Origin of the sequence: Pseudomonas sp. G11, assembly GCF_029457515.1 — a bacterium.
In the GTDB taxonomy this organism is placed as follows: domain Bacteria; phylum Pseudomonadota; class Gammaproteobacteria; order Pseudomonadales; family Pseudomonadaceae; genus Aquipseudomonas; species Aquipseudomonas gorinensis.
The window spans coordinates 5,744,457-5,756,250 of record NZ_CP120377.1 but is presented as its reverse complement, the minus strand read 5'-3'; the positions used below and the strand labels follow the sequence as shown (position 1 = coordinate 5,756,250).

Sequence of the window (11,794 nt, the reverse complement as noted above, 5' to 3'; positions counted from 1 at the left end):
TTTTGTACATGATGAAGTTGAGTGACTTCGAGCGGGGGCATAGTACCACCACTCTTACCGTTGGTCGCCTGGCGCCTGACACCGTTGAGTCATAATTCAGGCAAACGGTCTGGACGGTAAATACCGGGTCTAAACAATGGAGGGTTGTATTGTTTAAGTTGAATCGTATCGTTATTGCGGTTAGTGGCTAATTGATATCTTTTCGCCTGCAGGTCGATCACGACCGATCAGTTGCGTCTGTCGTTTTTAGCTAACTCACGTATTAAAAGCGACCTGGCTGGACTCAGGAGGTGTGATGCAAACGTTGCTGCGGTTTATAGCTGTAGTCCTTTTGCGGGATTTGCAGGGCGGTTGCAGAAGCTGAGTGCAACACGGTTATTGATTTGAAGCTGGAGCATGATGCCGCATAGCCATGGCTTCCTGCATCACCTCGCCCATGACTTCGATCGGGCACTTGAAATCGAAGCGTTTACGGGGGCGCATATTCAGCTCCAAGGCGATGGCATTCAATTGCTCTTGACTGTGTACCGACAAGTCAGTCCCCTTGGGCAGGTACTGGCGGATCAGGCCGTTGATGTTTTCGTTGCTACCGCGCTGCCAGGGGCTGTGCGGGTCGCAGAAGTAAATAGCGACCCCTGTCTGCTGGGTGATTTCAGCATGCCGCGCCATCTCCCGGCCCTGGTCGTAGGTCATGCTCTTGCGCATCGCCAGCGGCATGCTGTTGAGCGCTGCACTGAAGCCCTCCATCGCCGAGGTCGCCGTTGCGTCGTTCATCTTCATCAGCATCAGGTAGCCACTGGTGCGCTCCACCAACGTGCCTACCGACGAGGCGTTGGCCTTACCCTTGATCAGGTCGCCCTCCCAATGCCCCGGCATCAGCCGGTCTTCGATCTCTGGCGGGCGAACATGAATGCTGACCATCTCAGGGATCTGGCCGCGCCGATCCACGCCACCAGAGCGCGGCCGGCGCGTCGTCTTGCCTTGGCGCAGGCAGACGATCAGCTCCTTGCGCAACTCGCCGACCGGCAAGGCATAGATCGCGTTATAGATCGTCTCACGACAGACGTAGGCATCTCTGAGGTTGGGTATGGTCATGCTGCGCAGCTTGCCGGCAATCTGCTCGGGAGACAAACGCTTACGCAGCATGTGGGCCACCAGTTCGAAGCGCTCGCTGCCCGGCACAAGCTTGCGCTTGGGGCGACAAACCTGGCGCCGAATGTTCATCTGTTGCTGGGCGCAGCGGGCCGAGTAAGCACCACTACTGCCTCGATTGCGCTTCAGCTCTCGGCTGATGGTCGAGGGCGACCTGTCAATCAGGCGAGCAATGCCGCGCAGGCTGAAGCCTTGAGCTTGACTGAGTTGAATGATGGCGCGCTCTTCGACGCTGAGTTCGGAATAGGACATAGGGGCAGCACCGTACCGGAAAGGTCAGGTGTTGCACTCAGTTTTCGCGGCCGCCCAGTGTCACCGTGGCAATCAATGTCGTTTGTTCACTTTCATCCAGTGTCAGTTCGCCGGTCCTGGTATCAATCAACTCCAATTGCCATGCCAGTAATGTCAAGCAATCGTGCAAGGCCTTCAGGGCTTGATCGTGCAGTTGCAGCGGGTTTTCCGCATTGGCGATCAGGTATTGGATGTGCCGGGAGAACTCGCTGATCGCCCGCAGGGCCAGGCTGTCGGCCTTCTCGGCCAGTTGGGTCAGGCTGACCGTCATGCAGTCGATGGCATCGCTGTCGTTGCGAATCAGATGCAGGTGGCTCAGGCATTCTTCCGACTTGGTCAGCAGCGTTTCGGCCTCAAGCAGGAACTCGGGAAGTGTGGTTTGCCATTCGTTTGCGCTATTCATCATGCAAGTCTCCACAACGTAAGGTCGGGTGATGAGATGTCGCACCAAGTGAATGGCGTAAAACTATCGCTGAAAGATGACTGAAATCTGTAGGTCGCTTCTGAGATTTCAGTAGGACCGTTATCTAAATACGGGCGACAGCCGAGTACGCGGCCCGCAGTTGAGTTCATTTGCACAACTTCGGTTGCCGCGACGTGAATGTCTGGAAGGCCAGTAGGCCGTGGACTTGCGATGGCAAACAAAAGCCTGACTCCATTCATGCAATGAGAATGGCGTCACATTAATGGCTATTAGATATCGCGAATATCAGGTTGGGCCTGATTGTGCATAGGGGAATCCCTTACGCAGCGGAACCTCGCGCCGATTTGGATGTCGCGCGATGTCGCTGCCTTGCCGAATGGAGAGGCCAGCGCAGTAAAGCATGATGTCAGTGTGACATCAATGGATTTACGTGGCATTTTAACGGGGTCAAGGTCTGGCGTTTGCCGCCGATAACTAGCGTAGGAGCGAGCTTGCTCGTGAAGAACTCAAGATGCCACGTGATCCAGAAGGGGCGCGTATCGTCGTTGCTAATCGCGACCTGCTTCAGTCAACTGCATAACCCTTAGCGCATCAGGAGCTTTTAATGGCCGGCATTCTCGACACGGTAGATCAACGCACGCAACTGGTGGGTGAGAATCGCCTGGAGATCCTCATGTTTCGCTTGGCGGGTCGGCAGTTGTTCGCGATCAACGTGTTCAAGGTGCAGGAAGTGTTGCAACTGCCCAAGCTGACCCTGATGCCCCAGCGCCATCCTTTTGTGTGCGGGGTGGTCAACCTGCGCGGCCAGACCCTGCCCGTTATCGACCTGTCCCAGGCCATCGGCATGCGCCCGCTGGTGCCGGGCCCGAACAGCACCATCATCGTCACCGAGTACAACCGCTCGGTGCAGGCGTTCCTGGTGGGCGGCGTCGACCGCATCGTCAACATGAACTGGGAAGCCATCCTGCCACCGCCGACCAGCGCCGGTCGCCAGCATTACCTCACGGCCATCAGCAAGGTGGATGACCAGTTGGTGGAAATCATCGACGTGGAAAAAGTCCTGGCCGAGATCGTGCCGTACAACGCCAAGGTCTCCCGCGAGAAACTCGATGATCCGGTACTGGAACGCGCCCGTGGCCGTGAAGTGCTGCTGGTGGACGACTCCAATGTGGCCTTGTCGCAACTGCGCGACACCCTCGGCCAACTGGGGGTGAAAATGCACATCGCCAGCGACGGGCTCAAGGCCCTGAACATGCTCAAGGGCTGGGCCGACAGCGGCCAGGTGATGACCGACAAGCTGCTGATGATCTTCACCGACGCCGAAATGCCTGAGATGGATGGCTACCGCCTCACTACCGAAATTCGCAACGACCCACGCCTGCGGAGCCTGTATGTGGTCCTGCACACTTCACTGTCAGGCAGCTTCAACGAGTCGATGGTGAAGAAGGTCGGCTGCGACAACTTCCTCTCCAAATTCCAGCCGGACAAACTGGTGGACGTCGTGCGCGAACGCTTGATGCTGGACGAAGTGTCCGCCTGACCTTAGGGTGACGTCTTTGCCCCTCAGGAACGCAGGCCCATGCTTCGTCTCAGCGCGCTGTACCGTTACCCCTTGAAGTCCGGCAAGGCCGAACCCCTTCAGCATATCGGCCTGGATAAACTTGGGCTGGCTGGGGATCGACGCTGGATGCTGGTGGACGAAGCCAGTGGGCGGTTCCTCACCCAGCGGGCCGTGGCGAAGATGAGCCAGCTGTCGGCGCTGTGGAACAGCGCAGGTGGCCTCAGCCTGAGCGCGCCCGGCCACACGCCGCTGGAAATCGCGCTGCCCGGCCGTGATGCCGAGTTGCGCGGCGTGACCATCTGGCGTGACACCCTGCGCGTACCGGATGCCGGCGATCAGGCCGCCGCCTGGGTCAGTGACTTTATCGGCAAGCCGACCCGGCTGGTGCACATCCCGCTGGAGCGCGCCCGTTACACCGAGGCGGGGTATGGCCAGGAGGGTGACCAAGTGGCCTTTGCCGATGGCTACCCGCTGTTATTGATCGGCCAGGCCTCCCTGGACGACCTGTCCGCGCGGGTGGGGCGGCCCATGGAAATGTTGCGTTTTCGTCCCAACCTGGTGATCGAAGGCGGCGATGCCTTCGCCGAGGACGGCTGGAAACGCCTGCGCATCGGTGACGTGGAGTTTCGCGTGGTCAAGCCTTGCTCGCGTTGCATTCTCACCACCATTGACCCCAGGACCGGCGAGCGCAGTGCCGACCGCGAACCCTTCGTCACGCTGGAGGCCTATCGCAAGACGGAGAACGGCGCGATGTTCGGCCAGAACCTGGTCAACGATGGCGTCGGTCGCCTGGAAGTCGGCATGCCGGTGACTATCCTCGAATAGATCGCCCGCCCATAAAAAATGCCCGTCTCCTGCGAGACGGGCATTTTTTTACGCGGCGGGAGCGCTTAGCCGCGGTATTCGCACAGGTAAGCGGTGTCCACGGCGACTTTCAGCTGGAACTTGCTGTTGGCCGGTACGTTGAACTGGCTGCCGGCGGCGAAGGTTTCCCAGTCGCTGCTGTCGGGCAGCTTGACGGTCAGGGCGCCGGACACCACGTGCATGATTTCACGCTGGGCGGTGCCGAATTCGTATTCACCCGGGGCCATGACACCAATGGTCGCCGGACCTTCTGCGGTGCCGAAAGCGATCGACTTGACGGTGCCGTCGAAGTACTCGTTGACTTTAAACATGGGCGAATCCTCGGAAAAGGGTCTGGAAAGGTCGGCCAGTATGCCCAAGGCCAGGGGAGCTGCCTAGACCGGCAAAATCAGCGGCAGCAGGCGGGCGGTGTTGCGCGCATCTTCCAGCGCCCGGTGTTGCTGGCCATGGAACTGCATCCCCGCCAATTGCAGGGCACCATTGAGCCCCAGGGGTTTGTCCAGGCGCCGCGCCTTGGCGAAGCGTTGCTTGAGGTTGACGTGGGGCGTGTGGGCGAGGGCGCTGCTCAGGCCATGACGCTGCCATTCCAGTTCCAATTGCTGGCGGTCGTAGTCACCCCAACTGGCCCAGCCCTCCAGGCGGGGTTGATGCTGGCCCAGCCAGCGCTCGAACAGCGGCCACACCTCGGTGATGGGCGCGGCGCCGTCGATGTTCGCCTGGGTGATATGGGTCAGCTTGCGGCAGAACGGCGTCAGCAAGGGGCGCCGCAGCGGCCGCACAAAGCGCTGGAAATGGTCCAGTTCGCGGCCCTGTCGGTTGACCAGGCTCGCACCGATCTCGATGACTTCCATCTCCGTCACGGGCCAGCCGCCGTCATCCGTTGTGGCCTCAAGGTCAATAATCAGCCAATGATGCATGGTGCAGGTTCCCGTACTCTTCCCTTCCTGATGGGGATAGAGCGTAGCCCGGTTGCGTAGTTCCGCGCTGTTTTTGATTGAGGCCGGGCTTATTCGATCTCCAGCAGCACCTGGCGATTGCGCACCTGGTCTCCGGCGATCACCTGCACGTCCTTGATCACGCCATCCATGCCGGCTTTCAGCGGGTGCTCCATTTTCATCGCTTCGAGCACCAGCAACAGCTGGCCTTTGCTGACGCAGTCACCGGCCTGGACACGCACATCGACGATCGCACCGTCCATCGGCGCCTTGAGCGTGCCGCTGTTGGCCTGGGCCTGGCGGCTCGCGACCTGCTGCGTGCGGTCAACCACGCTGACACCCGGCAACCAGGCATGGGCGCCGTCAAGGTGGTAGGCGAGGCGGCGGCGAATGCCGTTGATCACCAGGGTGGCCCAGCGGCCGTCGGTGCGAAGGTCCTGGATGTCGACGCCATCGATGTGCAGCCGGTGATCGGCCAGCACACTGAGGGTGACGTGGTGAACGGCATCGTTGACGCTCAGTTGGTAGGTACAGGGGACAGTGGCGTTGTTGCGCCAGCCTGCCAGGTCCCGGCGATGCTCGGCGGCGCTGCGTTGGTAGAACAGTGCGGCAGCCAGGGCGATCTGTTCTGCACTGGCGGTCACGGGCGGGATAGGGCTGAAGTGCTTGGCGATAAACCCGGTGCTGACGTCGCCCTGGATAAAGTCCGGATGCCCGAGCAGGTCGGCCAGTAGCCGCTGATTGCTCGCAACCCCGAGCAGCACCGTGTCTTGCACCGCCCGCAGCAGTTTGCGCCGTGCCTCTTCACGGGTAGCGCCATGGGCGATGAGCTTGCCGAGCATCGGGTCGTAGAACGGGCTGATCTTTTCGCCTGTGCACAACCCATGATCGATCCGGATGCCGGGGGCCGGCTCCCAACGCAGCACCTCGCCGGTCTGCGGCAAAAAGCCCTGGGCCGGGTCCTCGGCATACAGGCGTACTTCCATGGCGTGGCCGCTGAGGGTCACTTGTGATTGCAGCAGCGGCAGCGGCAGGCCGGCGGCGACTTGCAGTTGCCAGTCCACCAGGTCGAGCCCGGTGATCAGTTCGGTAACCGGGTGTTCCACTTGCAGGCGCGTGTTCATTTCCAGGAAGTAGAACCGGCCGTTGCGGTCGAGCAGGAACTCCACGGTACCGGCGCCCACGTAATTCACTGCGCGCCCGGCCTTGAGCGCCGCTTCGCCCATGGCCTGGCGCAGTTCGGGCGTCATCACCGGGCACGGCGCTTCTTCAATGATTTTCTGATGGCGGCGCTGGATCGAGCAGTCGCGTTCGCCGAGGTAGACCAGGTTGCCGTGGCTGTCGCCGAACAGTTGGATCTCGACGTGGCGCGGGTCGATCAGCGCCTGCTCGAGGATCAACTCGTCGCTGCCAAAGGCATTGCGGGCTTCCGAACGTGCGGTGTGGAGGTTGTCCAGCAAGGACGCGGGATCGTGCACCAGGCGCATGCCGCGCCCCCCACCGCCGGCGCTGGCCTTGATCATCAGGGGGTAGCCGATGCGCTGGGCTTGCGCCTGCAAGGTGGCGTCGTCCTGGGCGCTGCCTTGGTAGCCGGCGATACAGGGCACGCCAGCCTCCAGCATGGCGAGTTTGGACAGGCGCTTGCTGCCCATCAGTTCGATGGCCTCGACGCTGGGGCCGATGAAGATCAGGCCGGCGTCTCGGCACGCGCGGGCGAAGTCGGGGTTTTCCGAGAGGAAGCCGTAGCCGGGGTGGATGGCGTCGGCGCCGGTCTTTTCGGCGGCCTCGAGGATGGCCGGGATATTGAGGTAGGACTGTTGTACCGGGGCGGGGCCGATGTGCACCGCTTCGTCGGCCATCTGCACGTGCAGGGCCTGGGCGTCGGCGTCGCTGTAGACGGCGACGGTGCGGTAGCCCATTGCCTGGGCCGTGCGTTGGATGCGGCAGGCGATTTCGCCGCGGTTGGCGATCAGGATCTTGGTGAGCTGGGGCATTGGATTATCCCTTGGGTTATGCGGTTGTTCCGGCCTCATCGGGGCAAGTCGAATCGTTGCACCGCGCCTCCCACGGGGGGGGCGCGGTAAAAATGTGGGAGGGGCGGTGCGACGATTCGACTTGCCCCCGATGACGTCACTTGCACCACCCAGGCTTTCTCTTCTGCACAAACGCCTGCGTCCCCTCGATCCCTTCTTCACTGGTCACCGCCTCGGCAAACCACTGCGCCGCCTGGTCCAGCAGCGGCCCCAACGGCTGCTCCGCACTGGCCAGCAACAGCGCCTTGGTGCGCGCGTTGGCGCCTGGCGCGCAGCGCAGCACTTGCCCCAATACCTCATCCAAACGCTCCGCCAACGCCTGCGGATCGCGCTCGGTGAAGTGCACCAGCCCCAGCCGTTCAGCTTCCAGTCCATCAAAGCGTGCGGCGGTGAGTGCCAGTCGCCGCGCCTGGGTCAGGCCGATACGCTTGACCACGAACGGCGCAATCTGTGCCGGCAGCAACCCCAGGCTGGTCTCCGGCAAACCAAACTGCGCCTGGTGATCGGCAATCGCGATGTCACTCACGCAGGCCAACCCAAACCCACCGCCCAGCACTGCGCCTTGCAGCACCACGATGACCACTGGCGACACGGCTTCCACGTCTTGCAGCAAAGCGCCAAAGGCCCGGTTCAGTGCCTGCAATTGATCGCCTGCGCTGACCAGATCCTTCACATCGGCACCGGCGCAAAAGTGTCCGCCTGCGCCACTGATCACCACCGCGCGCACCTGGCTGTCCAACCCCGCCAGCACCGCGCGCAGTTCATTGACCATTTCCAGGCTCATTGCATTGCGGCTTTCCGGCCGGTTGAGGGTGATATGCAGCACCCCGGTATGCGGTTCGAGCAGCAGGGTGTTCATGGTTTTTTCCCCGGCAGGGTGCCCATCAGTTTGCAGATAATGCCCAGCATGATCTCGTCGGCACCGCCGCCAATCGATACCAGGCGCACATCGCGATAGGCGCGGGCCACCGGGTTGTCCCACATAAAGCCCATGCCGCCCCAATATTGCAGGCAGCTGTCGCTGACTTCACGGCCCAGGCGCCCGGCCTTGAGCTTGGCCATGGAGGCCAGGCGCGTGACGTCCTGGCCTTTGATGTATTGCTCGGTGGCCTGGTAGACCAGTGCGCGCAGGCATTCGATTTCGGTGGCAAGTTCAGCCAGGCGAAAGTGAATCACCTGGTTGTCGATCAGCGCCTTGCCGAACGTCTGGCGCTCTTTGCAGTAGTCGATGGTGCTGTCGATGCAGTACTCCAGGCCCTTGATCATATTGGCCGCGCCAAACAGGCGTTCTTCCTGGAATTGCAGCATCTGCATCATAAAGCCGGCCCCCTCATGGCCGATGCGATAACGCTGCGGCACGCGCACGCCATCGAAAAATACCTGGGCGGTCTCGGAGCTGTGCATACCGAGTTTTTCCAAGGGCGGGCTGACGCTGATGCCCGGAGTGTTCATCGGCACCATGATCAGCGACTTGTTGATATGCGGCTTGTCGTCGGAGGTGTTGGCCAGCAGGCAGATAAAGTCGGCGCTGGGGGAATTGGTGATCCACATCTTGCTGCCGTTGATCACGTAGTCGTCGCCGTCCTTGCGCGCATGGGTCTTCAGCCCGGCCACATCGGAGCCCGCACCGGTTTCCGAGACGCCGATGCAGCCCACTTGTTCGCCGCTGATGGCCGGGCGCAGGAATTCGTCGCGCAATTCGTCGGAGCCGAAGCGGGCGAGGGCGGGGGTGCACATGTCGGTCTGCACGCCGATGGACATGGGGATGCCACCGCAGCGTATGGTGCCGAACTCTTCGGCGGCGACGATCGAGTAGCTGTAGTCCAGGCCCATCCCGCCGAATTGCTCGGGCTTGGAAATGCCCAGCAGGCCGAGGTCGCCGGCCTTGCGGAAGAGGTCGTGGATGGGGAAGCGGCCGGCTTTTTCCCATTCGTCGACGTAGGGGTTGATCTCACGGTCGACGAAGGCGCGGACGGTGCGGCGCAGTTCCTGATGTTCCTGGGTGAAGATCATTGTGCTTATTCTCCGGTTAGAAACGCGCCACGCCAAAGCTGTTCGGCTGCAACTCCCGCACTTCGGCTTCATCACAGATATCCAGCAGAAACCCCAGCAGCGTGCGGCTATCCCGTGGGTCGATCAGCCCGTCATCCCACAGGTTCGCGCTGCCATACAGCGCGGTGGATTGACTCTCGAGCTTCTGCGCAGTGACTTGCTCCAGCATATCCAGCACCTTGGGGTCCGGCACCAGGCCGTTCTTCAGTTGTTTGGCCTCGGTGACAATCCGCAGCACCTTGCCGGCTTGCGCGCCGCCCATCACGGCGGTGCGGCTGTTGGGCCAGGCGAAGATAAAGCGTGGGTCGAGGCCGCGTCCGCACATCGCATAGTTGCCGGCGCCGTAAGAGCCGCCGACCACGAGGGTGAGTTTAGCGACGCGTGCATTGGCCACGGCCTGGATCATCTTGGCACCGTGCTTGATCACGCCTTGTTGCTCCGACTCGGTGCCGACCATAAAACCGGTGGTGTTGTGCAGGAACAGCAGCGGCGTACGGCTCTGGTCGCACAGCTGGATAAACTGCGCGGCCTTGCTGGCGCCCTTGGGGGTGATCGGGCCGTTGTTGCCGATGACGCCGACGGCCCGCCCCTGGATGTGCAGGTGACCGCAGACGGTGTGGGGGTCGAACTCGCCCTTGAACTCCAGGAAGTTCGAACCGTCGCCCAGGCGTGCGAGGATTTCGCGCACGTCATAGGGTTTTTTCGGGTCGTCGGGGATCAGTCCCAGCAAGTCGTCGACCGGGTACAGCGGCTCCTGATAAGCCCGCTTGGGCGCAGGCGGCAGGCGATCATTCCAAGGCAACAGGCTGACAATCTCGCGCACGATGCGTATGCCGTCGGCGTCGTTTTCAGCCAGGTATTCGGCGGTGCCTGCGGTTTGCGCGTGCATTTGGGCACCGCCCAGTTCCTCGTCGCTGGCGACTTCGCCGGTCGCTGCCTTGAGCAGCGGCGGCCCAGCCAGGAATAGCTTGGCCTTACCGCGCACCACCACCACGTAATCCGACAGCCCCGGCTGGTAGGCGCCGCCCGCCGTGGCCGAGCCGTGTACCACGGTGATCTGGGGCAGGCCCATGGCGGACATGCGCGCCTGGTTGGCGAAGCTGCGTGCGCCTTCGACGAAAATCTCTGCCGCGTAGTTGAGGTTGGCACCGCCGCTTTCAGCGAGGGTCACCACCGGCAGCTTGTTCTCCATGGCGATCTGTTGCAGGCGCAGGGATTTTTTCAAACCGGTAGGCGAAATGGTGCCGCCCTTGATCGCACTGTTGTTGGCCACCACCAGCACGCGCACACCGCTGACGTAGCCGATACCGGCGATCAAACCGCCACCGGCCGCGCTGCCGTCCTTGTCGTCGTGGAGCTTGTAGCCGGCGAGGCTGGCCAGTTCCAGGAACGGCGCGCCGGGGTCCAGCAGCCGGTTGAGGCGCTCGCGGGGCAGCAGTTGGCCACGTTGGTCGAACTTGGGCTTGGCCTCCTGGGCCTTGCTGAGCAGGGCATCTTCCAACTGGCGCCACTGCGCGATGGTGGCGAGCAGGGCTTCGCGGTTCTGTGCGAACTGCGGGCTGTGGGCATCGATCGAGCTTTCAATCACGGGCATGGTTTATTGCTCCGCCTTGAGCACGTCCGGCAGGTACGCGCGGTGGAAACCATTGAACGGCGCGCTCGGTGGGTGCGCCTTGTGCAGCGGCCAGGCGCGGTTGCCCAGGCTGGCGGCGCCGTCGATGCGCAGGGTGCTGCCGCTGATGAAGGCCGCGGCGGGGCTGAGCAGGAACACAATGGCCGCACTGACTTCCGACTCGGTGCCGATGCGCTTGAGCGGCACGTGTTCGCGCAGGGTCGGGATCACGGCCTTGAACGCGCCTTCGTAGGTGTCCATGCCGCTGGAGGCGATCCAGCCCGGCGCTACCGCGTTGACCCGCACCCCGGCGTAACCCCATTCGAATGCTGCGGTTTTGGTGAAGTTGTCCATGCCCGCACGCGCCGCACCCGAATGGCCCATGCCGGGCATGCCGCCCCACATGTCCGCGAGCATGTTGACGATGGCGCCGCCGTGTTTGCTCATCGACTGGTTGAACACCTCGCGCGCCATCAGGAAGCCGCCGACCAGGTTGGTGCGCAGTACGGTTTCGAAGCCTTTTTGATTGATCGACGCGAGCGGCGACGGGTACTGGCCGCCGGCGTTGTTGACCAGCCCATGGATCGGGCCGTGGTCATTGAGGACCTGCGTGACCAGCGCTTTCACCGCCTCTTCATCGCGAATATCGCAGGCCAGCCCGTGGGCGCTGCCGCCGTCTTCGGCAATTTCCGCCGCGACCTTTTGCAGTTTTTCCGGCTTGCGCCCGACCAGGATCACCTGGGCACCGAGGGCTGCCAGTTCATGGGCGGTGCAGCGGCCAATGCCGCTGCCGCCGCCGGTGACAATCACGGTGTGACCCTGGAACAGGTTGGCTTTGAAGATCGAGTCGAAGGCCACGGCGACATTCCT

Annotated in this window: 11 protein-coding genes; 2 read left to right on the top strand and 9 right to left on the bottom strand. The window is 62.2% G+C overall.

Features of this window, described 5'->3' with window-relative positions:
* Nucleotides 1-375: 375 nt before the first annotated feature.
* The gene (locus P2T68_RS26370; protein ID WP_019818564.1) at nt 376-1,404 is read right to left on the bottom strand and encodes an IS30 family transposase; all 1,029 of its coding nucleotides are present in this window, start codon (nt 1,402-1,404) and stop codon (nt 376-378) included.
* Between the two features lie 37 nt (nt 1,405-1,441).
* On the bottom strand, nt 1,442-1,849 hold the full coding sequence (locus P2T68_RS26365) for a hypothetical protein (RefSeq protein ID WP_277378493.1): 408 nt from the start codon (nt 1,847-1,849) through the stop codon (nt 1,442-1,444).
* Nucleotides 1,850-2,471: 622 nt separating this feature from the next.
* Between P2T68_RS26365 and P2T68_RS26360 the strand changes: the two genes are divergently transcribed.
* Nucleotides 2,472-3,407, top strand: coding sequence for a chemotaxis protein CheV (locus P2T68_RS26360; RefSeq protein ID WP_024076679.1), 936 nt, complete (start codon nt 2,472-2,474; stop codon nt 3,405-3,407).
* A 39-nt stretch (nt 3,408-3,446) separates the two neighbouring features.
* The gene (locus P2T68_RS26355; RefSeq protein WP_024076678.1) at nt 3,447-4,253 is read left to right on the top strand and encodes an MOSC domain-containing protein; all 807 of its coding nucleotides are present in this window, start codon (nt 3,447-3,449) and stop codon (nt 4,251-4,253) included.
* A 65-nt stretch (nt 4,254-4,318) separates the two neighbouring features.
* On the opposite strand, the gene P2T68_RS26350 is transcribed toward P2T68_RS26355, so the two are convergent.
* The 7 genes from P2T68_RS26350 to P2T68_RS26320 all read right to left on the bottom strand — a co-directional run bounded on the left by P2T68_RS26350 (nt 4,319) and on the right by P2T68_RS26320 (nt 11,782).
* Nucleotides 4,319-4,603: a pyrimidine/purine nucleoside phosphorylase gene (locus P2T68_RS26350; protein ID WP_003226701.1), complete on the bottom strand. Its 285-nt coding sequence runs from the start codon at nt 4,601-4,603 to the stop codon at nt 4,319-4,321.
* 63 nt (nt 4,604-4,666) lie between these two features.
* Nucleotides 4,667-5,209, bottom strand: a complete 543-nt coding sequence (locus P2T68_RS26345) for an exonuclease domain-containing protein (RefSeq protein ID WP_024076677.1) — start codon at nt 5,207-5,209, stop codon at nt 4,667-4,669.
* Nucleotides 5,210-5,298: 89 nt separating this feature from the next.
* Nucleotides 5,299-7,221: an acetyl/propionyl/methylcrotonyl-CoA carboxylase subunit alpha gene (locus P2T68_RS26340; RefSeq protein ID WP_277378492.1), complete on the bottom strand. Its 1,923-nt coding sequence runs from the start codon at nt 7,219-7,221 to the stop codon at nt 5,299-5,301.
* A 136-nt stretch (nt 7,222-7,357) separates the two neighbouring features.
* Complete coding sequence (locus tag P2T68_RS26335) at nt 7,358-8,119, bottom strand: enoyl-CoA hydratase-related protein (protein ID WP_277378491.1); 762 nt, start codon at nt 8,117-8,119, stop codon at nt 7,358-7,360.
* Nucleotides 8,116-9,273, bottom strand: coding sequence for a citronellyl-CoA dehydrogenase (atuD, locus tag P2T68_RS26330; protein ID WP_069076736.1), 1,158 nt, complete (start codon nt 9,271-9,273; stop codon nt 8,116-8,118). Before atuD ends, P2T68_RS26335 begins: the two co-directional genes overlap by 4 nt.
* Nucleotides 9,274-9,289: 16 nt before the next feature.
* Nucleotides 9,290-10,906, bottom strand: coding sequence for a geranyl-CoA carboxylase subunit beta (gene atuC / locus P2T68_RS26325; protein WP_150053697.1), 1,617 nt, complete (start codon nt 10,904-10,906; stop codon nt 9,290-9,292).
* Between the two features lie 3 nt (nt 10,907-10,909).
* A complete protein-coding gene (locus P2T68_RS26320; protein ID WP_024076672.1) occupies nt 10,910-11,782 on the bottom strand; it encodes an SDR family oxidoreductase in 873 nt (290 codons plus the stop codon).
* Nucleotides 11,783-11,794 lie beyond the last annotated feature (12 nt).

Coding starts and splice junctions, on each gene's coding strand:
- P2T68_RS26370 (WP_019818564.1), bottom strand. CDS start 1,404: ATGTCCTATTCCGAACTCAGCGTCGAAGAGCGCGCCATCATTCAACTC.
- P2T68_RS26365 (WP_277378493.1), bottom strand. CDS start 1,849: ATGATGAATAGCGCAAACGAATGGCAAACCACACTTCCCGAGTTCCTG.
- P2T68_RS26360 (WP_024076679.1), top strand. CDS start 2,472: ATGGCCGGCATTCTCGACACGGTAGATCAACGCACGCAACTGGTGGGT.
- P2T68_RS26355 (WP_024076678.1), top strand. CDS start 3,447: ATGCTTCGTCTCAGCGCGCTGTACCGTTACCCCTTGAAGTCCGGCAAG.
- P2T68_RS26350 (WP_003226701.1), bottom strand. CDS start 4,603: ATGTTTAAAGTCAACGAGTACTTCGACGGCACCGTCAAGTCGATCGCT.
- P2T68_RS26345 (WP_024076677.1), bottom strand. CDS start 5,209: ATGCATCATTGGCTGATTATTGACCTTGAGGCCACAACGGATGACGGC.
- P2T68_RS26340 (WP_277378492.1), bottom strand. CDS start 7,221: ATGCCCCAGCTCACCAAGATCCTGATCGCCAACCGCGGCGAAATCGCC.
- P2T68_RS26335 (WP_277378491.1), bottom strand. CDS start 8,119: ATGAACACCCTGCTGCTCGAACCGCATACCGGGGTGCTGCATATCACC.
- atuD (WP_069076736.1), bottom strand. CDS start 9,273: ATGATCTTCACCCAGGAACATCAGGAACTGCGCCGCACCGTCCGCGCC.
- atuC (WP_150053697.1), bottom strand. CDS start 10,906: ATGCCCGTGATTGAAAGCTCGATCGATGCCCACAGCCCGCAGTTCGCA.